The sequence below is a fragment of the Pantoea sp. X-Soil-MYKO-1289 genome (assembly GCF_059730625.1).
Genome location: NZ_AP036006.1, coordinates 32232 through 55306 on the forward strand (window position 1 = coordinate 32232; position 23075 = coordinate 55306).

Genomic DNA, 23075 nt, shown 5'->3' on the forward strand with positions numbered 1-23075 from the left:
GTTACGCTCGCAATATCCGATCCTCTGAACTTAACTCAAACTGTGTTCATCGCCTGTTTGCGCCTTACGGGAGGATCCTTTGGCCAAAAACTCACAACCTGAAGCTGCGGCTGATGTGCTCACGCTGCGGCGCTGGATAACCGTCGGACGTCCCGCCGAAGAGCTGTTCGCGCTCTGGCTGGCGCCCGACACCTTACCGCGCATCATGAGCCATTTCGCCACCGTCACGCCCATTAACAAAAGCGACGCGCGGTGGCAGATAGACGGGCCGCTCGGCAAACATTACGCATGGGAGAGCCGCATCGTCGAGGCGCAGCCGGGCGACATCATCGCCTGGCAGTCGCTGGAGGGCGCAGACATCCCCAACGAGGGCGAGCTGCTGCTGCGCCCGGCGCCCGGCGAGTGGGGAACCGAACTGGCGCTGACGCTGCGCTTTACGCCGCCGGGCGGTACGCTGGGCAAAAAGGTCACCACCTTTTTCGATCTCCTGCCTAAAGAGATTGTCAGCAAGGCGCTGCACCGCTTTAAAAGTCTGGCCGAAACCGGCGAAATTCCAACCCTTGACGGCCAGCCTGCTGGCCGCCATGCCGACCGCCAGGATAAGGAGAAATAGATGCGCGCACTCTGCTGGAACGGCGTAAACGATCTCAGCGTTGAAACGGTGGCCGATCCCGGCCTGCTCAATCCCCATGATGCGATTATCCGCGTTCGTCTGACCACCACCTGCGGCTCCGATCTTCACGTCATCGACGGGCTCATCCCCAGCATGCGCGAGGGCGATATTCTCGGGCATGAATTTATGGGTGAGGTGGTCGAGGTCGGCAGCGCGGTGAAAAATATTCGCCGCGGCGATCGCGTCGTGGTGCCCTCATTTATCTCGTGCGGCTCCTGCTGGTACTGTCAGCATCAGCTGCCTTCCTGCTGCGACAACACCAACCCGCAGTGGGAGAAGGGCGAAACGGTGCTGGGCCATCCAACCGGCGGCATTTACGCCTACAGCCACGCCTTTGGCGGCTACGCCGGCTCGCACGCCGAATATGTCCGTGTCCCCTTCGCCGACAACGACTGCTTTGTGGTGCCGGAAGGGGTAACCGACGAGCAGGCGCTGTTTCTCTCCGACGCGGCGCCGACCGGCTATATGGGCGCGGATTTTTGCAATATTCATCCCGGCGACACCGTGGTGGTGTGGGGCTGCGGCGGCGTGGGCCTGATGGCGCAGCAAAGCGCATGGCTGATGGGCGCGCATCAGGTCATCGGCATCGACCGCTACCCGGAGCGGCTGGCGATGGCGCGGGACTATGCCGGCAGCATAGCGCTCGACTATACCCAGGTCGATATCAACGAGGCGCTGCTGGAGCTGACCGGCGGTCGCGGCCCGGACAGCTGTATCGACGCCGTCGGCATGGAGGCGCGCGGCGAAGGGCTGAGCCAGGTTTACGATAAAACCAAACAGCTGCTGCATCTGGAAACCGACGTCGGCGCCGCGCTGCGTCAGGCGCTCTACGCCTGCCGCAAAGGCGGCAACATCGCGATTCTGGGGGTCTACGGCGTGATGGACAAATTCCCGCTCGGGCTGATGATCAACAAAAGCCTGACGATCCGCACCGCGCAGCAGCACGGGCAGCGCTATATGCATCGGCTGCTGGATCACGTGGCGAAGAACGAGCTGAATCCCGCCTTTATGGCGACGCACCGCTTCTCGCTGGAAGAGGCGCCGCGCGGCTATGAGATGTTCAAGCATAAAGAGGATGGCTGCGTGCGCGCGGTATTCGCGCCCTGAACAGACCGTCGGGATAGCGCAGCGTCACGTTTTTGTAGTAAAAAAGTCGCAACGTGACGCAACAGAAGGGAAAACGATGATCAAGCTTACCGGTCGGCTAATTTGTAAAAACCCGGAGGAGACGGCGCGGGTGCGCCGTTATCTTCCCGAGCATATCAGGCTGACGAAAGAAGAGTCAGGCTGCCTTAGCTTCGAGGTAAAGGAGACGGCGGATCCGCTGATCTGGTCAGTAGAAGAGCTGTTCACCAGCCAGCAAACTTTCGATATGCATCAGTCCAGAACCAAAGCCTCGGCGTGGGGGCGGGAAACGGCGGCGATTGCCCGCGAGTATGCTATCACGCAGCTCGCCTGACGCCTGCGAAACGCACCGCCAGCAAGGAACCCGCCGCCGCGGCCGGTTCCCTTTTATAACCTCCGTTTACCCTTTTCAAATCGCTACCTGGACAATCAGGCAACAGATTTCCAGAAACAGGCAACCCCGCTTTCGCTTAGCCGTCTAGACTTAACGGATTGCACACCACAATAGCCTCCCTCATAACGTGCATAACACCCCATTTTAAAACCCGTTAAATACTGGAAACGAGCTATGTCTGAAAATCTACAACTACAGCTGGAGATCAACGGGCAACCGCATACGATGCAGGTGGATCCCCGCGTCACTCTGCTTGACGCGCTGCGCGAGCACCTGACGCTTACCGGCACCAAAAAAGGGTGCGATCAGGGACAGTGCGGCGCCTGTACGGTGCTTATCAATGGCAAACGCGTGCTGAGCTGCCTGACGCTGGCGGCCCAGGCTAACGGCCAGTCGGTCACCACTATTGAAGGCCTGGCGCAGGCCGACGGCACCCTGCATCCGGTGCAGACGCGCTTTCTGGAACACGACGCCTTTCAGTGCGGCTACTGCACGCCAGGGCAGATTATGTCCGCCGTGGCCTGCATCGACGAAGGGCACGCCGGCTCGGCGGACGAAATCCGTGAATATATGAGCGGCAATCTCTGCCGCTGCGGCGCCTATCCCCATATCGTCGAGGCGATCCAGCAGGCGGCCGCCGATCTCAGCAAGGAGGCGACATGAATCCCTTCGACTACGTCAGCGTCAGCGACGCGGACGACGCGCTGCGCCAGAAGCAGCGCGCAGGCAGCCGCTTCCTGGCAGGCGGCACCACCCAGATCGACCTGATGAAATGCGACGTCGAGCAGCCCGCCGCGCTCATTGACATCAACCTGCTTCCGGAGATGCGCGAAATCGCCTTTACGGCGGATACGCTGCGCATCGGCGCGCTGGCGCGTATGAGCGAGGTCGAAAATCATCCTGAATGCCAGCTAAAGGCGCCCGCGATTTATGACAGCCTGTGGCAGGCGGCGTCGCCGCAGCTGCGCAACATGGCGTCGATCGGCGGCAATCTGCTGCAGCGCACCCGCTGCGTCTATTTCCGCGATCCCCATACCTTTTCCGCCTGCAATAAACGCCGGCCGGGATCCGGCTGCGCCGCGCGCGACGGCGTCAACGGCAACCATGCCATTCTGGGCACCAGCGCAAGCTGCATCGCGGTCTATCCCGGCGACCTGGCGGTGGCGCTGACCGCCTTCGAAGCGGTAGTGATCGTGCGCAACGCCGCACAGCGCGAACGCCGCATTCCCATTGATGAGTTCTACCTGCTGCCGGGCGATACGCCGCATCTGGAGCACGATCTGGCCCCGGACGAGATGATCGTGGCGGTGGAGCTGCCGTTAACGCCGGCGCTGCGCCAGTCCCATTATCTGAAAGTGCGCGATCGCAGCTCGTATGAGTTCGCCGCCGCCAGCGCGGCGGTCGGCATCGAGCTTGATGGCGACCGCATCCGCGATCTGCGCATCGCCGTCGGCGGCGTGGCGACGAAGCCATGGCGCGCGCGGCACGTTGAAGGCGCGCTGCGCGGGCAGCCGTTCAACGAGCAGACCCTGCGTCGCGCCGCCGAGCTGGTGGTGCAGGACGCCGAGCTGCTGCCGCAGAACCAGCACAAGAAACTGCTGGCGCCGCGCGCCATCGCACGCGCGCTGATGAAAGCGGGCGGCATGGCTTAACAGGCCGAACAGAGAGGATTAACAATGGATACGGCAGAAAAGAGTTATCAGGCGCTGGGCGAAAAGCGCGAGCGCGGCGACGGCGTCGCTAAGGTGACGGGCGAAGCGCGTTATGCAGTTGAGCATCAGCCGGAAAATGCGGCGTACGGTGTGGTGATCCAGTCCACCGTTGCCAGTGGACGCATCACCCGTATGGATACCGAAAAGGCGCGTCAGGCGCCGGGCGTGCTGGCGGTTTACACCCACCTCAACAGCCTGAAAATCAATAAGCCGACCGCCATCGCCGACGGCGGCGCGGCGCAGTCCACCTATACGCCGATTCAGGACGATAAGATCATCCATAACGGCCAGAATATCGGCCTTGTGGTGGCAGAGACCTTCGAGCAGGCGACCTGGGCCGCCACCCTGGTGGAAGTGGAGTATGAGACGGAACCGGCGCTGATCTACCCGGACGATCCGCGCGCCGCGCGTAAAGAGAGCAGCGGCACCAATATCGATCTCGGCGATGCCCATCAGGCGATGGCGCAGGCGGAAGTCAAAATCAAAAGCCGTTACGCGACGCCGCGCGAATACAACATGCCGATGGAGCCGCACGCCTGCGTCGCCTCCTGGCAGGATGAGCGTATGACGGTCTGGGAACCGAGCCAGTGGGTGATGGGCGCACAGACCGAGATCGCCGAATGGCTGGGCATCGGGGTTGACCAGGTGCGCATCATCTCCCCCTACGTGGGCGGCGGTTTCGGCTCTAAGCCGGTGCCCTATACCCATGTGGCGCTCGCCTGCGTCGCCTCGCGCGCGCTGGGGCGGCCGGTCAAAGTCTCTTTAACCCGGCCGCAAACCTTTACCGGCCTCGGCGGTCGTCCGGCGACGATTCAAAACCTTGAGATGGGCGCCTCGCGCGACGGTAAAATTCTGGCCATTATCCATGACGGCCTGAGCGACACCTCGCTGATCGATACCTTCGCCGAGGGCACCAACAAAGTCACGGGCCGTCTCTACGCCGTGCCGAACGTCTATTCGCGTCACTACGTGGCGGCGATCAACACCGTTACGCCTGGCTGGATGCGCGCGCCGGGCGAGAACCCGAGCGCCTTTGGACTGGAAGTGGCGATGGATGAGATGGCCTGTGCGCTGGGAATCGATCCGCTGGAGTTCCGCCTGCGCAACTGGGCCGATCATGACTATCAGCTGAACGCGCCCTGGAGCACGCGCCGGTTGAAAGAGGCCTATGCCGCCGCCGCTGACGCCTTCGGCTGGGACAGGCGCAGCATGGCGCCGCGCTCGATGCGCGAAGGGCGCGAGCTGATTGGCTGGGGCATGGCGACGGCGACCTATCCGGTCAGCCGCTCGCCCGCCGAAGCGAAGCTGATTTTCCACAGCGACGGCAGCCTGGTGGTGCAGAGCGCCGGGGCGGATATCGGCACCGGCACCTATACCATACTGGCGCAGACTGCCGCCGAGGTGCTGCAGATCCCGTCGCGCCAGATCCGCGTCGAGCTGGGCGATACCGATTTGCCGCGCGCTGGCGTAGCAGGCGGCTCGCAGCTGGCGGGCAATCTCACCGCGGCGGTGCACAAGACGGCGGAAGCGATGCGCGAGAAACTCTTTACGCTGGCGACTGAATCGCCCGGTTTGCCGCTGTTTCAGGTGGCGCGCGAGCAGCTGGTGCTGCGCGACGGAGCCGTATGCGTGAAAAATCAGCCCGACCGCGCCATTCGCTACGACAAACTGGTGCAGCTGAACGACTCGCTGACGCTTTCCGTGCTCTCTGGCACCTTCTCTGAGGAGGATAGCGAAGAGGATCGCGATGAGGCGGTGCATTCGATGGCGAAAATGACGCGTCCGGAAGCCTTTTCCGCGCACAGCTGGGGCGCGCAGTTCGTTGAGGTGCGCGTCGACGAAGATTTCGGCACCGTGCGGGTTAAGCGGATGGTCTCCGCCTTTGACAGCGGCCGTCTCTACAACCCGCAGCTGGCGCGCAGCCAGTGGATCGGCGGCATGGTGATGGGGCTGGGCCAGGCGCTGCTGGAAGGGGGCGTCATCGATCCGCGCAACGCCCGCGTCATCAATAACAACCTGGCGGACTACCTGATCGCCGTGAATGCGGACGTGCCGGAGATCGTCACCATCGACGTCGGCGAGCCGGATCACCACGCCACCCTGATGGGCGGCAAAGCGGTCGGCGAGCTAGGTATTGTGGGCATGGCGGCGGCCATCAGCAACGCCGTCTACCACGCGACCGGCAAGCGCATTCGCGATCTGCCGCTCTCTCTGGATAAGCTGATCGACTAAAGCGCAACGGCGATGTCGGAGAGGCATCGCCGTTTCTTTCACGCCAGAGACATCCCTTCTTAAATGACAGGCGGCTTTTCATCTTTGTGAATATACTGTTACTCACAGTGCCAGTGATAACAAGAGTCACGCTCTGCCATTCAATGCCATAACGGATCGCATTATCCCTTTCACGGACGAACTTCCCAGAGGAGTCTGTTGATGACATCGTCCGCTGCAAAAGTGAGTGCTGGTCTTGGTCTGACCTTTCTAATGCTGTTTAATTCCGCTTTCGCCGCGCCCCTGACGTCAGGCGGTTCTCTGACGTTTAGCGGCGCGATCTCGCAGAATCCCTGCCAGTTAACCCCAGCCGCCAGCCGCATCACCTTCACCTGCCAGAACAACAACGGCGTTCATACGCAGCAAATCGGCATTCAGCAGGTGGCGCAAGGCGATGTGGTTTTGCCTGGCGTGGACCACGTCAGCCTGAGTTACCTGAACCCGCAAAAGTCGAAGGCGGTGGTTCGGGTCGACTATAACTGATTCGCGCTGTTGCAGGACCTGCGAGGCCCTGCAACAGCTCACGCTGGCCGCGAGCAAAGGAAATTTTGATTAATCAGAGATTTCTCTCTGGCTGGTAGGTTGACATCAATTTAATTTGATTCAATATTATCACGGCCTCACAGGATGACGCAGTGCCGTCCTCTATCGATCAGATAATAAGCAGCAATACCATGAATGAAGAATTACCAGAAACCTGCGGCGGCGCTTCGCAAGGCAGCGCGCCTGTTACCGTCGATCAGTTTCTCTGCTTCGCGCTCTACTCGGCCTCGCTGGCGATGACCAAGCTCTATCAGTCGCGTCTGAAGCCGCTGGGGCTGACCTATCCTCAGTATCTGGTTCTGCTGGCGCTGTGGGAAACCGACAATGTCACCGTCTCTGAACTGGGGGCGCGCGTCCATCTTGATTCGGGCACGCTGAGCCAGCTGCTGAAAAGGCTGGAGCAGGCGGGCCTGATCAGCAGACGGCGCGATACGGGACATGATGAGCGTCGCGTGCTGATTACGCTGACGCCAGCGGGAACCGCGCTGAAATCCGAGGCCGCTGGCGTGCCGGCGGATATGATCTCAGTGATGGATACGCCGCTTGAGGAGTTATCCGATCTGACCAGCCGGGTCGCGGCCCTGCGGCAGAAACTGATCAAGGCGATTCCCTGATCGTCCGAATGTAGACATTTACCCAGGCGCAGCTGTCAGGGACTAAGAACGATAATGACCAGCATGGACAAAGGCGTTGTGAGCACTGAAAAAGCAGAAGATGCAGACGATATTCATGCGGCGATCGGAGAGATAGCGTCGCTGCTGTTAAAAGCGGGAAAGCCGCTTGAGCTGGCGGGGCTGAGCACGCTGCTCGAACAACAAGCTGAACAGACAGCGGATGCGCTGCTGCAAAAAAAATATCGTGATGCGGCACGCTTTGTCGCTAAAAAAATCAGGCCATAGCGGCGGCGATCAGTGAAGGGTGGGCTCGCTCTCCTGCCAGTCGTCGTAGCGAGAAGCGGCGCCGTGCTGGCCCGCGGCGCCGAGTAGCTCGGCAATCGCGTGCTGAAAGGCTCGCAGCCTGATGGGATCGCGCTCAGAGGCCGCCATCGCCTGAAGCTGCGCCACGACGTGCTCGGCAAAAACGGGCGAATCCTGCGCCAGTAGCGCCATCACGGCCTCGCCTGTCAAAATATCAACCAGCTTTTCGTCGTCATTTTTACTCATATTGCCATCATGTCATTAAGTTTGATCTGGACGCAGGCGAAAACGCTACCCTGAGTGATTGCGTCTCGGGCAGGCGTTGCGCACTGCGCATCGTCACGGTTGCACAGAAACTGGCTTTGCGCCTGATTAGCTTATCAAGTTTATAACATTTTGCCTTTTGATTTTCATGTCACAAAATAAATAGATGTTTTTGAAGAAGAATTTATTAGAAAAGCGTCTCATTCTTATTCTGTCGCAGGGCGGATAGCCGCTCCGCCCCGCGTAATGCTTTGCCGCCTTCGCCAGAGGCGAGGTCAGGGCGCGTTAAGCGCTTTGCTGCCCGCGTCGGCAATGGCGATCTCCGCTGGATTTGCCGCTCCGCTCACGCCCACTGCGCCCGTCACCTCGCCGTTAACCGTCACGATCGCGCCGCCGCCCAGCGGCACCATATTGGGCAGCGTGGCTATCGCTGGCTCTGTGCCGTTGGCTCGCGCCATATATTTGTCGGTCGAGGTGCGATAAAGCGCCGCCGCGCGTCCTTTTTGCATTGACGAGTCGATACAGCCCGGCGGCGCGTTATCCATGCGTTTAAAGGCCAGCAGCTGTCCGGCGCGATCGAGCACGGCAATGCAAACCTGCGCCTTCAGCGACTGCGCCTCTTTTTCCGCGCGCGAAATTATGCGCTGCGCATCCTCGGCGCTCAGGATGGTTTGGGTCTGCGTAGCGCTGACCGTGACGCTCCACAACGCGGCGAGGGCGCAGAGTGCGCTACAGAGAGGTGCTTTCATGGTGACTCCTTTTATGCGTTCGATAGCGCCATATCCCCAGACAGATCAGTAGCGCCAGCAGGCCTGCTCCCGCCCACGGCGCGCGCTGCAGCCAGAGCGAATGCCTGGGATGGCGCAGGGTGTGATTAACCTGCTCTTCGGTGATGTGCCGTCCGGCCGTGCCGAACTGCGTTGAGACATAGTCCAGCAGACGCGCCAGCTCGGCGCTGCTCATCTGGCTGGAGAAGGGTGGCATAAAGGCGTGGCCTGAGCCGGTGGTGCGGTCTACCCCCTCTGCGACGGTCATAATCAGGTTGGCGGGATCGGCGTTGAGCACCGCCGAGGTGCCGGTTAGCCGGGGAAAAGTTTGCGGCGCGTCACGGCTGCCTTCGCCCTGCGCGCCGTGGCAGCTTGCGCAGGCGGCGTTATAGAGCTGCGCGCCGTTCATCTGCTCGCCGCCGATGGCGCCGCGCAGCGTCGCGGACGGTCCGGTCTCGAACGCTGCAATAGCGCGCGGAGGGGGCGTCGGCGCAGCATGCGCATCGGCCGGCGCCTGACCCAGCGTCAGCAGATAGCGGGCGACAGAGCGTCGATCGCTGTCGGTCAGGCGGGAAAAAGAGTTTTCCACTACGGTGGCCATCTCGCCCGCCGCGCTGGCTTTGCCCGGCAGCGAGCCGGTTTTAAGGTAGGTCGCCAGTTCCGATTCCGACCAGGCGTAAAGGCGCGCCTGAGTCAGATCGGGCGCCTGCCAGCTGCCGACGGCTCCGCCGCGCAGGAAACTCGCGCTTTTCTCCGCCATCAGCACGTTGCGCGGCGTGTGACAGCTGCCGCAGTGTCCCAGCGTTTTCACCAGATACTCGCCGCGCGCGTTGCCGATCGCTTCAGCGCTGCCGCTGGCGAGGGGCTGCGGCGACAAAAACAGGCCGTTCCACAGCGCCATCATCGCGCGCCAGGAGAAAGGAAAAGGGAGCTGCGTAGCGGGCACCTGATGATCTTCGGCGGGAACGCCCGTCATCAACCAGGCGTAGAGCGCCGCGATATCCTCATCGGTCAGCGAGGCGAAGGCGGTATAGGGCATCGCGGGATAGAGATAGCTACCATCCCGCCGCCGCCCCTCGCGCATGACGCGGCGGAAATCCGCCAGAGAGTAGTTTCCGATGCCGTTAACGCGCGACGGCGTGATATTGGTGGCGATAATGTCTCCCAGCGGCGAGGAGATGCGATAGCCGCCGGAAAAGGGGTGGCCATTATCCGGGTTGCGATGGCAGGCGGAGCAGTCGCCCGCGATAGCCAGATATTCGCCGCGCTTCAGGGTGGCGCTGTCGGGCTGCGCCAGCGCCAGCGCCAGCGCGGGGAGAAACAGCAGAAGAAAGGTTGCCGTTCGCATCTTCACAGCTCCTGAATCAGCGTATCGGCCAGACGGAGCGCCAGCGCGATGCCCGTCAGGGTAGGATTCACGGTGGCGGAGGTGGGCATCACGCCGGTAGAGGCGATAAACAGGTTGGCGTGATCCCAGCTGCGGCAGTGCGCATCAACCACCGAGTCGCGCGGATCGTCGCCCATTATCGTGGTGCCCATGATGTGATACTGATTGCGCCAGCCGGTGGGCGGCTCCACCATCTCGCCGTTAAACGCCATCAGGAAATTGGCGAAGTCGCGATAGGCCTGCGGTCGCATGCCGCGCACATAGCTGTCCAGCTGATAGTTAACCTGCAGGGTCGGCAGGCCAGCGCCGTCGCGCCGCGTCGGGTGAGGGATCACCCGGTTCGTGGGGCTCGGCAGGGTTTCGCTCATGGTGCTGATATTCATAATGCGCGAGGCGCGGTCGCGTATCGCCGCGTCCAGCTCGCGGCCCGCCAGCCCCTGCCTGAGCAGCGCGGGCGTCACATCGCTGTTCGGCACCAGATTGCGCAGCGCGTAGCGGATGGCGGAGTGTTGCGCGCGGCTGGGTTCATCACGTCGGGTGGCGATGCTGCCGTGCTGCACCGAGCCGCGTCCGGTCCAGAGCGGTTCGTCGGCAAGAAAGGTCATGCTCAGCCCGGTGTGATCCATCAGGTTGCGGCCGACCTGATCGGAACTGTTTGCCACCTCGGACATCAGCAGCAGCTTCGGGGATTCCAGCCCGTGCGCCGCCACCACAAACGCCCTGGCGCTCAGGCGCACGTCGCGGCCGTCAGGTTTGCGGTAGTGCACCGCGACGATGCGGTTTTTCGGCCCCTTCTCCAGCTTCCAGGCGACCGACTCGGTGCGCAGATCGACCCCCAGCGCCACCGCTTTATCAACGTGCATATCCCCTGAGTACATCGCCCCGATAGGGCAAACGGGTTCACAGTTATTGTTGCCGGCGCAGGCGGGACGGCCGTCATAAGGGCGGGAAACGCGCGCGTGCGGCTCATGGATCACCTGATAGCCTAACGGTCCGAGCTTCGCCTGCATGCGCTGCACCATGTAGGGCTTCGCTTCCGGCGGCAGGGGATAGGGCGCGGAGCGCGGCGGCCAGGCGTCGCGTCCCTGACCGCTCTGATCTTCCTCTGCGGTGCCGACCACGCCCACCTCGCGCTCCGCGCGCAGATACCAGGATTCCAGATCGTCATAGGCGATCGGCCAGTCACGCCCGACGCCGTACACGCTTTTTAGTTTGAAGTCGTTGGGCAGCAGCCGCCAGCAGGCAGAGGCCCAGTGACGCGTGCTGCCGCCCGCCACCTTGAGAAAGCTGGTGACATAGTTGAAATCGTCATCGCCCTGCGCCTCGATATAGCCGTCGCTGTAGCTGTTCGGCGCCCAGGGCAGGTTGGGATAGGGTGCGCACCAGTTGCGTTTGCTGGGGCTGTTGCGGTAGTTGTCGACCACTTTCCAGCGCGGAATATAGGGGCCGGCCTCCAGCATGATCACCGACTTGCCCGCTTTCGCCAGCTGATATGCCGCGTTTGCCCCTAACGCGCCCGATCCAATAATCACCACGTCGGCGTCATAGTGCGTCATGAGCGATCTCCGGCGCTGTCGGTGAGGCGCAAAGCCTCCGCATAGGTTCTGGCGCGTCCTTCCACCATTGCCAGCCAGGCCGGTTGCGGCTGCGCGACGCGGGATGCCGCGCGCGGCGACGCTTTTCCCCAGGCGCGAATATTCGCCGGCATCGGCGGCGCGCTGACGCCGTCCGGCACCGCCTGCCAGTAGTCGCTGCCGCGCTGCGAGTAAGAAGGACGCGGCGTAACGTCGGCGGTGGGCTCGTACATCAGGGCGGAGAGAAAACTGACAAAGTGCGCGTCGTCAGTGGCGCGCGTGGTGGCGGGATTGCCGGTATAGCCAAGGTACCAGGGCGTGATGATGGCCAGCGCAGTGTCGACCTCCTCCTCGGACAGCGACGCCAGCAGCGCCTCAGGCGCGCGGGAGTCGCTGCGGTCAAGGCGCTCGGCCAGCTGCGACAGACGCTGAGGAAAAAGCGGGTTCTGGCGCGTTAACAGCGCGTACAAACGCTGGCCGATCGCCGGATCCAGCTGCTGTCGTCCGGTTAGCGCCAGGCTAACGCTGTGAAAGCGGTTTTCGGGTTCAGCGGCGTGAGCGGCCGGCGAGCCGGTAATGGGCATGCGGATGATGATGCCTGATGCGAGCATCAGACGCAGAAAGTGACGCCTGTTCATTTATTCTCCGGGGACGAGTCAGGTACGGAAATAAGGATTATTTTTTTAAAATGAGACGCGCTTATTATTTTTAAAATATATTTCGATGCAGTTATCCAGGCTCCAGCTGCCTGCGCCATGAATAAATAGCAGTAAAAAACCCGCGCAGCAGGAGATGTTTTTTAACCAGATCATAAGATGTACATGCGAATAGCCGGGGTAGAACAAAAAGCCGGACAACAGCGACAGCGCCACCATGAATATGCAGGTGAAACGCGTTAAAAATCCAGCGGTTATTGCTACGCTGCCCGCCACCTCCAGTAAAATAACCCAGGGGAGAAAATAACCTGATACCTGATGTTCACGCATCAGAATAATATTCTCGTTATAATGAATTATTTTATCGAGGCCGGAAATAAAAAAGAGTCCGACCGCAAACAGGCGCGACAGCGCCCATATGCCGTTTTTAACATTACGCATTTTTTTATTAATTCAGGTTAGCACTCTTATTTTTAAAATAGGCTGCGTAATAAATTGTTTTTTTGACTTTTCGTGCGGTGGCGATATTTACCGCAGGGTAAAGGCGATTACCACTGCCAGCGTTTTTCCGCCAACTCCACCAGCAGGCGCGCCGCGGGGGTCAGTTCGCTCAGGGAGCGGAATTGCCAGCCAAAGGTGCGCGGCATCATCACCAGCGGCAGGGGAATTTCCACCAGCGCGTGCTGCGTCATATCCTCATGCAACAGTCGGCGCGAGAGAAAACTCAGCAGCTGGGTCTGGGCCAGCACCTGGCGCAGCGGCGACAGCGTATTGCTCTCCATCTGCACGCGCGGCGGGGCATATCCGCCGCTGCGCAGGCGCTGTTCAAGCCACTGTCGCGTGGCGACCTGCGGCGACGGCAGCAGCCACTGAAACTGATTCAGCTGTTCTGGCGTAGGATGCACCCCCGCCAGCGGATGAAGGCTGCTGGCCGCCACCACCACCGGATCTTCCGTCAGCGGTCGGATGGCAAACTCATGATTTTCCTCGGGCAGAAATCCCAGAATCAGATCGAGCCTGTTCTCACGCAGTCGCGACTGCAGCAGATCGTTCATCCCGACCTGTACCTCGAGCACCACCGTCGGCGCGCGCTGCAGCAGTTCGCGCGTCAGGTGTGGCAGGATAAATTCGGCGGCGGTGGCGGCCACGCCCAGACGAATCACGCCCGCTGCCCCGGATCCCAGCGCGTTTAAATCCTGCTGAGTGACCTGCATCAGGTGCAGCACTTTTTGAGCGCGTTCACAAAGTAGCAATCCCGCCTCGGTCAGTTTGATGCCGCGCCCCACCTTCAAAATCAGCCGCGTGGCGCACGATTTTTCCAGCCGCTGAATGCATTTCGTCAGCGCAGGCTGCGTGATGCCAAGGGCTTGCGCGGCGTTGCCCAGGTGCGCCGTTTCGCGCACCACCAGCAGGTAACTGAGATCTTTTAGCTCCATCCATTCCTCACAGGAATCAATTAATAAAAAAAGCGGAATACTTTTTATCGTTCCATCCTGCCAGGCTAGATGAAAATTAACAAGGGAGTAACACATGAGCTGGACCATTCTGATGACCGCGCCTGTGCTGGGCGCCGGAGGAGAGCGCGTGCTGGCAGAAGCGGGCTGCGAAGTGCACTACCTGCGCGGCAGCCAGGATGCGGCGGAGGTCGAGGCGCTGATGGCGCAGATTCCGTTCGACGCGGTGATTTCGCGTACCGTCACGCTAAGCCGCACGGCCATCGCCGCCTGCCCGACGCTAAAAGTGATCTGCAAACATGGCGTCGGCGTCACCAATATCGACGTCGAGGCGGCGACCTCATTCGGCATCCCGGTGCTGACTACGCCCGGCACCAACGCGCAATCGGTGGCCGAGCTGACGCTGGGGCTGATGCTTAACGCCGCGCGCCGCATCAGCTGGCAGCAGCAGGAGATTGCCGAAGGGCGCTGGACGCGCAACGGCAGCAGCATGGAGCTGAGCGGTAAAACGCTGGGGCTGGTGGGCATGGGAGAGATCGGCCAGCGCGTCGCGCGCGCGGCGCGCGCCATGGGCATGCGGGTGCGCTTTTACGATCCCGCCCTGCGCGACCCGCAGGCGATTGATCCTGAAGAACAGCTGGCGTCGCTCGACGCGCTGCTGGCGCAAAGCCACGTCTTGAGCCTGCACTGCCCCGTCAATGCCGCCACGCGTCAGATGCTCAACGGCCGCACGCTTGCGCTGCTTCCGGCAGGCGCGCTGGTGATCAACACCTCGCGCGGCGAGCTGATTGACGAGGCGGCGCTGGATGAGGCGCTGCGCAGCGGCCATCTGTTCGCCGCCGGGCTGGATACCGTGGCGACGGAGCCGCTGCCGGGCGATCACCCTTTTCGCGCCCTGAAAAACCTGACGATCACCCCGCATATCGGCGGCTCCACGCCGGAAGCGCTGGATAAGGTCGCCCGCTTCGCGGCCCTTCAGTGTCTCGATTTTCTCAAGGGTCTGGCGGTAAATCCGCTGACCTGTGTCAACCGCGCAGTACTTAAGGAACCCTCATGACCCCCTCTTCGACCTGGCCTGCCGGCTACTTTATTGGGCAACGCGATCGTCTGCCTGACGCTGATACCATCGACGCCTTTCGCCGCTTACCGGTGCCCAATATCGGTGACTGTATGGGGCGCTCCTGCGGCGCGCTGGGCCTGCTGCCCTGGCATAACGATCCCACGCTGGTGCTGTGCGGCCCGGCGCTGACGGTAAAAGTGCGGCCCGGCGACAACCTGATGATCCATAAAGCGATAGAGATGGCGCAGCCCGGCGACGTGCTGGTGATCGACGGCGCGGGCGATATGACCCAGGCGCTGATCGGCGGCCTGATGCGCACCTCCGCCCTGACCAAAAAAATCGCCGGTTTTGTCATTGATGGCGCCATTCGCGATGTCAACGAGTGGGCCGAGGGCGGCGTCGCGCTCTGGGCGCGCGGCAATACGCTGCGCGGTCCGAGTAAAGAGGGGCCGGGCGAAATCAACGTCACTATCCAGTGCGCCGGACTGGTGGTGAATCCGGGCGACCTGATTGTCGCCGACGCCGATGGGGTGATCAGCATTCCCGTGGCGCAGCTGGCTTCGCTCTTGCCTCGCGTGCGGGAGCATGAGCAGCGCGAAGCGCGCATCCGCGAAACCAACCGGCAGGGCAGCGCCGATCCCGAGCGCTTCAATGCCATTCTGCGCGCGAAAGGGTGTCCGCTGTGACTGAAAGACAAGGAGGAAACATGAAAAGCACCGCAAAATTGTTGTCGCTGCTGGCGACGCTGGCGGCGGCGCCGCTCTGGGCGCAGGATCGGCTGCCGGTTGAGCTGCCGACCCAACAGGACAGCCGCCTGCAGCAGGTGGAAACCTCGCCGCGCGTCTGGAACGGCGTCACGGTAAGCCCGGAGGGGCGCATATTCGCCTCGCTGACGCAGTCCGAGGGCGCGGGGCCGCAGCTGGTCGAAGTTAAAAACGGCGCGCTGGAGGCCTGGCCGAATGCGGAGTGGAACCGCTGGGAGAGCCAGGATCCCGCTCATCACTTTTTACACGTCAACGCGCTGCGCTTCGGCCCGGAGGGCGATCTCTGGGTGATGGATGCCGGCAATAAAGGCATCGGCACCGGTGATAAGGCGGTCGAGCAGGGCGCGAAGCTGGTGCGCATCGACATTCACAGCCGCAAAGTGGTGGCGAGCTACCTGTTCACGGCGCCGACGTTAAAAGCGGAAAGCTATCTTGACGACGTGCGCTTCAACGGCGATTTCGCCTATATCACCGATCCCGGCGCGGTGGGGCTGGTGGTGTTGAATCTGAAAACGGGCAAAAGCTGGCGGGTGCTGGATAACCATCCGCTCTCTATTGACCATCTGCCTATCTACGCCGACGGGAAAAAGCTCTTTTTGCGCGACGGGCGTGAAAAGCGCGTCGGGCTGGATCAGCTGGAGGTTTCGCCGGACGGTAAATGGCTTTATTACCAGGCGATCCCCGGCCCGATGGCGCGTATCGAAACGCGCTACCTCAACGACGCCGCGCTCTCGCCGGAAGAGGTCGCGCGCCACGCGGAGAAGTTTATCGATACCTGGAGCACGGGCGGCACCGCCATCGACGCCGAGGGCAATATCTATGCCTCGGACATCAATACCCGCGCCGTAAAACGGATCACGCCGCAGGGGGAAGTGAGTACCGTGGTGCAGGATCCCCGACTGGTGTGGATTGATGCGATGTGGATTGCCGACGGGCAGCTCTGGATGCCGTCGGCGCAGATTAACCGCACGCCCGCCACCACCGGCGGCAAGCCCTCAACCGTTGAGTACCCGGTCAAACTTTATCGTCTGGATTTGCCGGTGCGCCCGTCGCCCCGCGATCATCGATAATTTCAGCGTCGCCTGACTGGCGCTGTAAATAACCGCGGGCGTGAAGCGCGATACGATTTTCACCCTGGAGTTTCACGCCCGATTATTATCACCTGGCGCAATTTTAAATTTATAAGAAATATGAAATAGCGCACGTTACCACTCCTTTTAAAGATTGTATTAGCTGTTGATATTAAAAATAATTATCTAATAAAAATTTATTTTAAATGCCGATACGTTCTCGTTTGTCGCTGACAAGCGCGCCTTAACCCTGCAACAGGATAATATTATGCTGCTGACGATCAGCCTGCTTATGCTCGCCCTTTTTATTGGTTTATTAATGACCAAAAAACTGTCTGCGCTGACAGCATTAATTGTGGTGCCGACCTTTTTTGCATTAATAGCCGGCTTTGGCGCCGAGACGGGCGATATGGTGATTAAGGGATTACGCACCGTGGCGCCCACCGGCGTCATGCTGATTTTCGCCATGCTCTATTTTATGAGCGTCACCGATGCCGGCATGTTCGATCCGGTGATTAAGCGTATCGTTTCCGTCGTGGATGGCGATCCGGTTAAAATCTTCACCGGAACCGCGCTGCTGGGATTTATTGTGGCGCTGGATGGCGATGGCGCGACGGTATATATGATCGTGCTCTCCGCTTTTCTGCCGATTTACGAGCGCGTCGGCCTGTCGAAATTAAAAGCTGCCTGTCTGCTGCTACAGTGTACGGGGCTGGGCAATATGCTTCCCTGGGGCGGCCCGACGGCGCGCGCGGCAACGGCGGTTCACGTTGAAACCAGCACGCTGTTTATTCCGCTGCTGCTGCCCCTGCTTGCCGCGATTGTCTGGACGTTCGTGATGGCATGGATTCTGGGTCGTCAGGAGCGTAAGCGTCTCGGCTGGCAGCGCGACACCGCCGCCCACCACAATATTCTTTTCGAAGAGAGACTCTGCGTCGCCTGGCGTTTCTGGACCAACTGGCTGCTGACTATCGCTTTAATTGCCCTGCTGGTGCTCGATATCGTGCCGATGGCCTATCTGTTTATGCTGGCGACGGCCATTATTTTTCTGGTCAACTTTCCGCAGCTTAATCAACAGCAGGCGCAGCTGGCGCGCCATGCGCCCGCCATTCTCTCCGTCGCCAGCCTGATTTTCGCCGCTGCGGTATTCACCGGCATTTTTGCAGAAACCGGCATGGCGAATGCGCTGGCGCAGGCGATCGTTAATATCATTCCGCCCGCGCTGGGCCCCTATTTAGCCGCCATTACCGCGCTGATTAGCGTGCCGGTGACCTGGCTGGTCTCCAATGACGTTTTCTATTTCGGCATGCTGCCGGTGCTGGTGCAGGCCGCCGGTCATTACGGCATTGCGCCGGTTGAAATGGCGCGCGCCGCGCTGGTCGGACAGCCGGTGCATATTCTCAGCCCGCTGGTCGCCTCCACCTATTTGCTGGTGGGGATGCTCAAGCTGGATTATGCGCAGACGCAGCGCGGCACCCTGCGCTGGTCGTTTATCACCAGCATGGTGCTTTTCGCCAGCTGCCTGCTACTCGGCGCCTTTCCGTTTTATCAGAGCCCGTCATAAGGCTGTCATCTTCAGGCGCAGTTTTTTCAGCTATCGGGCGCAGTTCCGGCCGCGCCCGCCTTTTTAAGGGATCAGCCTGCTGCTGCGCATCGCCTCCAGATGCGCGATCAGCACCTCGTCGGAGCGTTTAGTCATCGCGTCGAAGCCGTGCTGGCGCGCTTTGGTCACGTCGAATATCGCATCTTTCTCGACGTGAAAAATAAAATCGCCAAAGCCGCCCAGCGCCAGGCGATCGATATCGCGCTCCTGCAGCTGCGCTTTATCGGCAATCGAAGCCCAGAGCGGCTTCAGGGCGTGGAGACGCTCGCTCAGCGAGATCGGCTGCGCCTCGCCGACAGGCACGCCGAACCAGTCCGCCAGCTTCGGCCAGACGTGGCTCCAGCGAAAGACGTCGCCGTTGGTGATATTGAACGCGCCATATTTGTCATGTTCAGCGGCCCAGAGCGCGCTCTGGCCGAGAATGCGGCTGTCGGTGATATTGACCAGCGTATTGCGCCAGGCCGCGTCAGGGCCGGGAAAGTGCAGGGCGGTGCCGGTTTCGCGGCACAGCGTGCCGTAGACGCCAAGCAGATTGCCCAGATTCATCGGCGAGCCGAAAGAGTGGCCGATAACAATGTCCGGGCGCAGCGCCGTCCAGCCGATACCCGTTTCATCGCCCAGTGTCCGGGCATAGTCCTCATGGCGGAAATAGAGATTAGGCGGAAAATGACGGCTGTCCTCTTCCCGCGCCGGCGTGCGATAGACCCCCAGGTGCGCGCCGTAGACCTTGCCGCCCTGCACGAAGATGATCTGTTTTAACGCCGAACCTGACGCGCGTACCGCCGCGATCAGGTTTTCAAACATCAGCGCGTTGACGTCCGCCTCCACGCCCGGGTCGGGATCCTGGCGCAGCGCGGCATAGAAAATATGGGTAACGGACTCCAGCGCCTTGCGGTGCCGGCTGAGATCCTCCGCCGAGGTGAGATCCGCGCTGAGGTGAGGAGAGGCGTGAGGGCTCTGCGGCGATCGTCCGAGCGTGGTGATCTGCCAGCCTGCCTGATGAAAGGCATCGTGAGCGGCAAAGCCGACGACGCCGCTGGCGCCCGCTAAAAGTAGGTGCTTGTGCTGCATAGGTCTCTCCGTAAGGTTGCGAAAAAGGGGAAAGCCGCAGGCTATCCCCCTTTAAAGCGTAGAAGCTGGCCGCCGCCTCATCGAAAAAACCGGTCAGGCATCCTCAATGCCGCGCCGACTCATCGGCGCGGCAAAAAGGCCTCGGTTAACCGCACCCAATAGGTGGCGCCGGTTGAAATGCAGGCGTCGTTGAACTGATACAGGGGGTGATGCACGGCATAGTCGTTCTCGCCTGTGCCGGTTCCCAGCCAGAGATAGCAGCCCGGGCGCGCCTCCAGCATAAACGCGAAATCCTCGCTGCCCATCACGCTTTTCACCTGCTGCGGATCGGCAACGCTGTCGGCGCCGAACGCGTCGCGCGCCACCTGTAACGCGAATTCCGTCTCCTTCGCATGGTTAACCGTCACCGGATAGCCAAAGTCAGGCTCAATGCGCGCGGTGAGGCCGAAACTTTCCGCCTGCGCCTGGACCAGCGTCTGGATCCGCGCCTTCACCGACTCGCGTACCTGCTGGCTGAAGGTGCGCATATTGAGCTTCAGCTCCGCCTTATCGGGAATGATGTTATGGGTCGCGCCGCTCTGCAGGCTGCCTACCGTAACCACCGCCGCCTCCTGAGGATCGACATTGCGCGAAACAATGGTCTGCAGCGCCATAATCATCGCCGCGCCCGCGACGATAGGATCGCGGCAGTTCTCCGGCGTTGAACCATGCCCGCCCTTGCCCTGCAGCGTAATGGTCATGCTGTCAGAGGAGGCCATCAGCGCGCCGGGTTTGGTGACGAACGTGCCGGCGGGCAGCAGCGGCATATTGTGCAGGCCAAATATGGCATCGCAGGGAAACAGGGTGAAAAGGCCATCCTCTATCATCCGCCGCGCGCCGCCGACCGACTCTTCAGACGGCTGGAAAATCAGATGCAGGGTGCCGGAGAAAGGGCGCTTTTCCGCCAGATAGCGCGCCGCCGACAGCAGGATAGCGCAGTGTCCGTCGTGCCCGCAGGCATGCATTTTCCCGGCGACCGCGCTGCGCCACGGCACCTCGGTCAGCTCCTGCATCGGCAGGGCGTCCATATCGGCCCGGAGGGCGAGACGTTTTTCGCCGTTGCCCACCTTCAGGGTGCCCACGACGCCGGTGCCGCCCAGGCCCCGGTGTACCTCGTATCCCCACTCGGTCAGAAGCTCGGCGATGCGCTGGCTGGTGCGAAACTCTTCAAATCCTAACTCTGGATGCTGATGAAAATCGCGGCGAATGGCGATCATCTCCGCTTCATATTCCAGGATTTCAGTGATCAACATACTCTCTCCTTCAGGGTCAGTCGTCGGCAAGCGGGGCCTGTTCACGCCAGGCCATCAGGGCGGTCAGCGAAACGACCGCGCTAAACAGAAGATACCAGGCCGGCGCCATCGCCTCGCCGGTGACGTTCAGCAGCCAGGTCACGTTGAACTGGGCGAAGCCGCCGAACAGCGTCACGCCGATGGCATACACCAGCGCCATGCCCGATGCGCGCACCTGGCGCGGAAAGGCTTCAAGGATCAAAAGAAAGAACGCCACCGCGCTGATATTGGCCAGTACCTGATCGACCGCGATAAGCAGCAGCACCAGCAGCATCGACGCGCCCTGCTGCAGGGCCGCGAAAATGGGCCATATCAGCAGCATCGAGCCGAGCGCGCAGGCGAGCAGGATCGGTTTGCGCCGCGGTAGCTTGTCCGCGAGCTTACCGGCGAAAAAGGGCACAACCAGGGTCAGCAGCACGGCAAGAATACTGATCCAGTATGAGGCGGCGGCAGGCTGGTGCAGGGCATTCACCATATAAGCCGGCATGTAGTAGACGATAAGATAAAATGTCGTCGTGCTTTTCATCACCAGCAGAATGCCCAGCAGCAGTTTGCGGCGATGCGTGCGCCAGATTTCGCGCGCCGGATTTCCCTGCCGCGCCGCCTGCGTGACGGGCGGCTCGTGAAGATGGCGGCGGATATAGATCCCCACCGGCATGATCGCCAGCCCGAGAATAAACGGAATGCGCCAGCCCCAGGCGTAGAGCGCTTCGCTGCTCAGCGTGTGGGTGAGCAGCGCGCCCAGCGCCGCGCCCGTGAGCGCCGCGCCGCCCTGGCTGGCCATCTGCCAGCTCACGCGCACGCCGCGCTGCGATTGATCGCCCGCCTCCATCAGCCAGCTGGTTGCCGCGCCGACTTCGCCTCCCGCTGAAAATCCCTGCAGCATCCGCCCGATCACCAGCAGCAGCGGCGCCCAGAGGCCGATCTGCGCGTAAACAGGCGCAAAGGCCACCATCATCACCCCCAGCGCCATCAGCCCCATTATCAGGGTAAGCGCCGCTTTGCGGCCGTGCCTGTCGGCATACTGCCCCAGCAGCAGGCTGCCGAGCGGACGCATAATAAACCCTACGGCGAAGGTCGCAACCGCCAGCAGCAGCGAGGCGGAATCGCTGCCGGCAGGAAAAAAAAGATGGCCGATGATGACGGAGAAAAAGCTGTAAACGGTGAAATCATAAATCTCCAGGCCATTTCCCAGCGTCACCGCCAGCAGCGACCTCGTCTGTTGACTGCGCGGCTGGGAGAGAGCCGCGTCAGGACAGGAGAGCGAGGCGGAAAGCTCGGTTTCCGCAGAGGCATATCGGACGGTCTGTTTCATACGCTGATCTTTACGGGTAATGACGCAGAGAAAGGCGAGAAACAGCACTATTGCCATAAAATAAATGCATATCAACCATGAGTAATTTTTATGGGTCAGGTTATATTGGCTGACCTTTTATAGCGCGCTTTTTGCACCATTCAGGTACGGCGCGGGAGAGAGACGAAATGAAACTAAAGCTGAACCAGCTTGACGTGCTGCTGGAGGTCGCGGCGCAAGGCAGCCTCAGCAAAGCCGCCCGGACGCTGCATCTGACGCAGCCCGCCATCAGCAAAACCATTCAGGAGATAGAGGCGGAGATCGGCATGCCCATTCTGGAGCGCTCTTCGCGCGGCGCCACGCTGAATGCGTATGGTCAGGTGCTGCTGCGCCATGCGCGCGATATCGATCAGTCCCTGAGCCAGGCGCGTGAGGAGATCGATAACCTGCTGGGCAAGTCGATGAGCCAGTTGCGCATCGGCTTTACCTCCGCCGCCGCCTGGGGGCCGTTTACCACCACTCTGCTGCGCTTCCAGCAGCGCCTGCCGGGGGTAAAAATCATTGCGATGGAGGCCCGCACGCATCAGCTCTACGAGGCGCTGGAAAATAATCGCATCGACCTGGCGGTCATCTCCGCTACGGCCGGCATGGGCACCGCACCGATGTACCAGGAAACCCTGTACGCCTTGAGCAATACCCTTATCGCCGGCGAGGATCATCCGGTGACGCACAGGGTCGCTTTGCGTAATCTGCTGGATTATCACTGGCTGGACTGGGATGAGCCGGGCGAGCACTCCATTCTGGCGCAGGTCTTTCGCCGCTATAACTTGCCGATGCCGTCCCGCATTACGCACTGCTCATCGCCCTGGATAATGGCGCGCATGATGGACGAGGCGCCGATGGTGAGCATGTGGACCTCTGTCCGCCTGCGCTTTCCCGGCTATCACGACCGGCTGCGTCCGCTAAGGGTAAAAGAGGTATTGCCAGCCACCCGCATCGGTATCCTTTGTCCGAATATCGGCCGTCTTTCCAGCGCGGGGCACGCCTTTATCGAAATGCTGCGCGTCAACAGCCGCGACTGGCTGCAGCAAAGCGAAGCGCACGAAATGGTGGCGCTCGACGACGCCGGCGACTAATCGCGGCGA

Annotated in this window: 24 protein-coding genes; 14 read left to right on the forward strand and 10 right to left on the reverse strand. The window is 61.2% G+C overall.

The features are described 5' to 3' along the window. The first annotated feature begins 79 nt into the window (after positions 1-79). The 9 genes from AC6I7Z_RS22085 (at position 80) to AC6I7Z_RS22125 (ending at position 7617) form a co-directional block, all read left to right on the forward strand. Positions 80-613 (forward strand): SRPBCC family protein, encoded by a 534-nt coding sequence (locus AC6I7Z_RS22085; protein WP_497815947.1) that lies wholly within the window; start codon positions 80-82, stop codon positions 611-613. Further along, positions 614-1780, forward strand: a complete 1167-nt coding sequence (locus AC6I7Z_RS22090) for a zinc-dependent alcohol dehydrogenase (protein ID WP_497815948.1) — start codon at positions 614-616, stop codon at positions 1778-1780. A 76-nt stretch (positions 1781-1856) separates the two neighbouring features. Next, the gene (locus AC6I7Z_RS22095) at positions 1857-2132 is read left to right on the forward strand and encodes a putative quinol monooxygenase (protein WP_497815949.1); all 276 of its coding nucleotides are present in this window, start codon (positions 1857-1859) and stop codon (positions 2130-2132) included. A gap of 234 nt (positions 2133-2366) precedes the next feature. Next, entirely contained in the window at positions 2367-2855 is a 489-nt protein-coding gene (locus tag AC6I7Z_RS22100) for a (2Fe-2S)-binding protein (RefSeq protein WP_497815950.1), read from the forward strand. After that, positions 2852-3844 carry an FAD binding domain-containing protein gene (locus tag AC6I7Z_RS22105; RefSeq protein ID WP_497815951.1) on the forward strand — a complete coding sequence of 331 codons (993 nt, stop codon included), beginning with the start codon at positions 2852-2854 and terminating at the stop codon, positions 3842-3844. The genes AC6I7Z_RS22100 and AC6I7Z_RS22105 overlap by 4 nt, the downstream gene beginning before the upstream one ends. A 24-nt stretch (positions 3845-3868) precedes the next feature. Then, positions 3869-6136, forward strand: coding sequence for a xanthine dehydrogenase family protein molybdopterin-binding subunit (locus AC6I7Z_RS22110; RefSeq protein ID WP_497815952.1), 2268 nt, complete (start codon positions 3869-3871; stop codon positions 6134-6136). A gap of 201 nt (positions 6137-6337) precedes the next feature. Continuing rightward, a complete protein-coding gene (locus tag AC6I7Z_RS22115) occupies positions 6338-6658 on the forward strand; it encodes a YmdA family protein (protein WP_497815953.1) in 321 nt (106 codons plus the stop codon). A 191-nt stretch (positions 6659-6849) separates the two neighbouring features. Continuing rightward, on the forward strand, positions 6850-7332 hold the full coding sequence (locus AC6I7Z_RS22120) for a MarR family winged helix-turn-helix transcriptional regulator (RefSeq protein WP_497815954.1): 483 nt from the start codon (positions 6850-6852) through the stop codon (positions 7330-7332). Between the two features lie 54 nt (positions 7333-7386). After that, complete coding sequence (locus AC6I7Z_RS22125; RefSeq protein WP_497815955.1) at positions 7387-7617, forward strand: hypothetical protein; 231 nt, start codon at positions 7387-7389, stop codon at positions 7615-7617. A 9-nt stretch (positions 7618-7626) separates the two neighbouring features. Here AC6I7Z_RS22125 and AC6I7Z_RS22130 read toward each other — a convergent pair whose 3' ends face one another. The 7 genes from AC6I7Z_RS22130 to AC6I7Z_RS22160 all read right to left on the reverse strand — a co-directional run bounded on the left by AC6I7Z_RS22130 (position 7627) and on the right by AC6I7Z_RS22160 (position 13719). After that, entirely contained in the window at positions 7627-7881 is a 255-nt protein-coding gene (locus AC6I7Z_RS22130) for a hypothetical protein (RefSeq protein ID WP_497815956.1), read from the reverse strand. Between the two features lie 293 nt (positions 7882-8174). Further along, a complete protein-coding gene (locus AC6I7Z_RS22135; protein WP_497815957.1) occupies positions 8175-8648 on the reverse strand; it encodes a GlcG/HbpS family heme-binding protein in 474 nt (157 codons plus the stop codon). Then, positions 8629-10014, reverse strand: a complete 1386-nt coding sequence (locus AC6I7Z_RS22140) for a c-type cytochrome (protein ID WP_497815958.1) — start codon at positions 10012-10014, stop codon at positions 8629-8631. Before AC6I7Z_RS22140 ends, AC6I7Z_RS22135 begins: the two co-directional genes overlap by 20 nt. A 2-nt stretch (positions 10015-10016) precedes the next feature. Next, positions 10017-11609, reverse strand: coding sequence for a GMC family oxidoreductase (locus AC6I7Z_RS22145; protein ID WP_497815959.1), 1593 nt, complete (start codon positions 11607-11609; stop codon positions 10017-10019). Continuing rightward, on the reverse strand, positions 11606-12265 hold the full coding sequence (locus AC6I7Z_RS22150; RefSeq protein WP_497815960.1) for a sugar dehydrogenase complex small subunit: 660 nt from the start codon (positions 12263-12265) through the stop codon (positions 11606-11608). Before AC6I7Z_RS22150 ends, AC6I7Z_RS22145 begins: the two co-directional genes overlap by 4 nt. A gap of 45 nt (positions 12266-12310) precedes the next feature. After that, positions 12311-12724, reverse strand: a complete 414-nt coding sequence (locus AC6I7Z_RS22155) for a DoxX family protein (protein ID WP_497815961.1) — start codon at positions 12722-12724, stop codon at positions 12311-12313. 107 nt (positions 12725-12831) lie between these two features. Next, entirely contained in the window at positions 12832-13719 is an 888-nt protein-coding gene (locus AC6I7Z_RS22160; RefSeq protein WP_497815962.1) for a LysR family transcriptional regulator, read from the reverse strand. Between the two features lie 94 nt (positions 13720-13813). On the opposite strand from AC6I7Z_RS22160, the gene AC6I7Z_RS22165 reads away from it, so the two are divergent. From AC6I7Z_RS22165 to AC6I7Z_RS22180, 4 genes are all read left to right on the forward strand, one after another. Next, positions 13814-14794, forward strand: coding sequence for a hydroxyacid dehydrogenase (locus AC6I7Z_RS22165; protein ID WP_497815963.1), 981 nt, complete (start codon positions 13814-13816; stop codon positions 14792-14794). After that, the gene (locus AC6I7Z_RS22170; protein ID WP_497815964.1) at positions 14791-15483 is read left to right on the forward strand and encodes an RraA family protein; all 693 of its coding nucleotides are present in this window, start codon (positions 14791-14793) and stop codon (positions 15481-15483) included. The genes AC6I7Z_RS22165 and AC6I7Z_RS22170 overlap by 4 nt, the downstream gene beginning before the upstream one ends. A 20-nt stretch (positions 15484-15503) precedes the next feature. After that, positions 15504-16631, forward strand: a complete 1128-nt coding sequence (locus AC6I7Z_RS22175; RefSeq protein WP_497815965.1) for an L-dopachrome tautomerase-related protein — start codon at positions 15504-15506, stop codon at positions 16629-16631. 268 nt (positions 16632-16899) lie between these two features. After that, positions 16900-18195: a CitMHS family transporter gene (locus AC6I7Z_RS22180; RefSeq protein WP_497815966.1), complete on the forward strand. Its 1296-nt coding sequence runs from the start codon at positions 16900-16902 to the stop codon at positions 18193-18195. Positions 18196-18258: 63 nt separating this feature from the next. Here AC6I7Z_RS22180 and AC6I7Z_RS22185 read toward each other — a convergent pair whose 3' ends face one another. From AC6I7Z_RS22185 to AC6I7Z_RS22195, 3 genes are all read right to left on the reverse strand, one after another. Next, the gene (locus AC6I7Z_RS22185) at positions 18259-19305 is read right to left on the reverse strand and encodes an SDR family oxidoreductase (protein ID WP_497815967.1); all 1047 of its coding nucleotides are present in this window, start codon (positions 19303-19305) and stop codon (positions 18259-18261) included. A 119-nt stretch (positions 19306-19424) separates the two neighbouring features. Next, positions 19425-20597, reverse strand: a complete 1173-nt coding sequence (locus AC6I7Z_RS22190) for a M20 aminoacylase family protein (RefSeq protein WP_497815968.1) — start codon at positions 20595-20597, stop codon at positions 19425-19427. 16 nt (positions 20598-20613) lie between these two features. Continuing rightward, complete coding sequence (locus AC6I7Z_RS22195; RefSeq protein WP_497815969.1) at positions 20614-22008, reverse strand: MFS transporter; 1395 nt, start codon at positions 22006-22008, stop codon at positions 20614-20616. 110 nt (positions 22009-22118) lie between these two features. Here AC6I7Z_RS22195 and AC6I7Z_RS22200 point away from each other — a divergent pair, with 110 nt between their 5' ends. Beyond that, positions 22119-23066 carry a LysR family transcriptional regulator gene (locus AC6I7Z_RS22200; RefSeq protein WP_497815970.1) on the forward strand — a complete coding sequence of 316 codons (948 nt, stop codon included), beginning with the start codon at positions 22119-22121 and terminating at the stop codon, positions 23064-23066. The last annotated feature ends 9 nt before the right edge of the window (positions 23067-23075 follow it).

What these genes read in the sequence shown, in the direction of transcription:
- AC6I7Z_RS22130 (WP_497815956.1), bottom strand. Translation starts at nt 7,881, where the DNA reads ATGAGTAAAAATGACGACGAAAAGCTGGTTGATATTTTGACAGGCGAG.
- AC6I7Z_RS22175 (WP_497815965.1), top strand. Translation starts at nt 15,504, where the DNA reads ATGAAAAGCACCGCAAAATTGTTGTCGCTGCTGGCGACGCTGGCGGCG.
- AC6I7Z_RS22155 (WP_497815961.1), bottom strand. Translation starts at nt 12,724, where the DNA reads ATGCGTAATGTTAAAAACGGCATATGGGCGCTGTCGCGCCTGTTTGCG.
- AC6I7Z_RS22170 (WP_497815964.1), top strand. Translation starts at nt 14,791, where the DNA reads ATGACCCCCTCTTCGACCTGGCCTGCCGGCTACTTTATTGGGCAACGC.
- AC6I7Z_RS22100 (WP_497815950.1), top strand. Translation starts at nt 2,367, where the DNA reads ATGTCTGAAAATCTACAACTACAGCTGGAGATCAACGGGCAACCGCAT.
- AC6I7Z_RS22160 (WP_497815962.1), bottom strand. Translation starts at nt 13,719, where the DNA reads ATGGAGCTAAAAGATCTCAGTTACCTGCTGGTGGTGCGCGAAACGGCG.
- AC6I7Z_RS22120 (WP_497815954.1), top strand. Translation starts at nt 6,850, where the DNA reads ATGAATGAAGAATTACCAGAAACCTGCGGCGGCGCTTCGCAAGGCAGC.
- AC6I7Z_RS22095 (WP_497815949.1), top strand. Translation starts at nt 1,857, where the DNA reads ATGATCAAGCTTACCGGTCGGCTAATTTGTAAAAACCCGGAGGAGACG.
- AC6I7Z_RS22090 (WP_497815948.1), top strand. Translation starts at nt 614, where the DNA reads ATGCGCGCACTCTGCTGGAACGGCGTAAACGATCTCAGCGTTGAAACG.
- AC6I7Z_RS22180 (WP_497815966.1), top strand. Translation starts at nt 16,900, where the DNA reads ATGCTGCTGACGATCAGCCTGCTTATGCTCGCCCTTTTTATTGGTTTA.
- AC6I7Z_RS22150 (WP_497815960.1), bottom strand. Translation starts at nt 12,265, where the DNA reads ATGAACAGGCGTCACTTTCTGCGTCTGATGCTCGCATCAGGCATCATC.
- AC6I7Z_RS22190 (WP_497815968.1), bottom strand. Translation starts at nt 20,597, where the DNA reads ATGTTGATCACTGAAATCCTGGAATATGAAGCGGAGATGATCGCCATT.
- AC6I7Z_RS22135 (WP_497815957.1), bottom strand. Translation starts at nt 8,648, where the DNA reads ATGAAAGCACCTCTCTGTAGCGCACTCTGCGCCCTCGCCGCGTTGTGG.
- AC6I7Z_RS22110 (WP_497815952.1), top strand. Translation starts at nt 3,869, where the DNA reads ATGGATACGGCAGAAAAGAGTTATCAGGCGCTGGGCGAAAAGCGCGAG.
- AC6I7Z_RS22165 (WP_497815963.1), top strand. Translation starts at nt 13,814, where the DNA reads ATGAGCTGGACCATTCTGATGACCGCGCCTGTGCTGGGCGCCGGAGGA.
- AC6I7Z_RS22195 (WP_497815969.1), bottom strand. Translation starts at nt 22,008, where the DNA reads ATGGCAATAGTGCTGTTTCTCGCCTTTCTCTGCGTCATTACCCGTAAA.
- AC6I7Z_RS22125 (WP_497815955.1), top strand. Translation starts at nt 7,387, where the DNA reads ATGACCAGCATGGACAAAGGCGTTGTGAGCACTGAAAAAGCAGAAGAT.
- AC6I7Z_RS22115 (WP_497815953.1), top strand. Translation starts at nt 6,338, where the DNA reads ATGACATCGTCCGCTGCAAAAGTGAGTGCTGGTCTTGGTCTGACCTTT.
- AC6I7Z_RS22140 (WP_497815958.1), bottom strand. Translation starts at nt 10,014, where the DNA reads ATGCGAACGGCAACCTTTCTTCTGCTGTTTCTCCCCGCGCTGGCGCTG.
- AC6I7Z_RS22105 (WP_497815951.1), top strand. Translation starts at nt 2,852, where the DNA reads ATGAATCCCTTCGACTACGTCAGCGTCAGCGACGCGGACGACGCGCTG.
- AC6I7Z_RS22200 (WP_497815970.1), top strand. Translation starts at nt 22,119, where the DNA reads ATGAAACTAAAGCTGAACCAGCTTGACGTGCTGCTGGAGGTCGCGGCG.
- AC6I7Z_RS22185 (WP_497815967.1), bottom strand. Translation starts at nt 19,305, where the DNA reads ATGCAGCACAAGCACCTACTTTTAGCGGGCGCCAGCGGCGTCGTCGGC.
- AC6I7Z_RS22145 (WP_497815959.1), bottom strand. Translation starts at nt 11,609, where the DNA reads ATGACGCACTATGACGCCGACGTGGTGATTATTGGATCGGGCGCGTTA.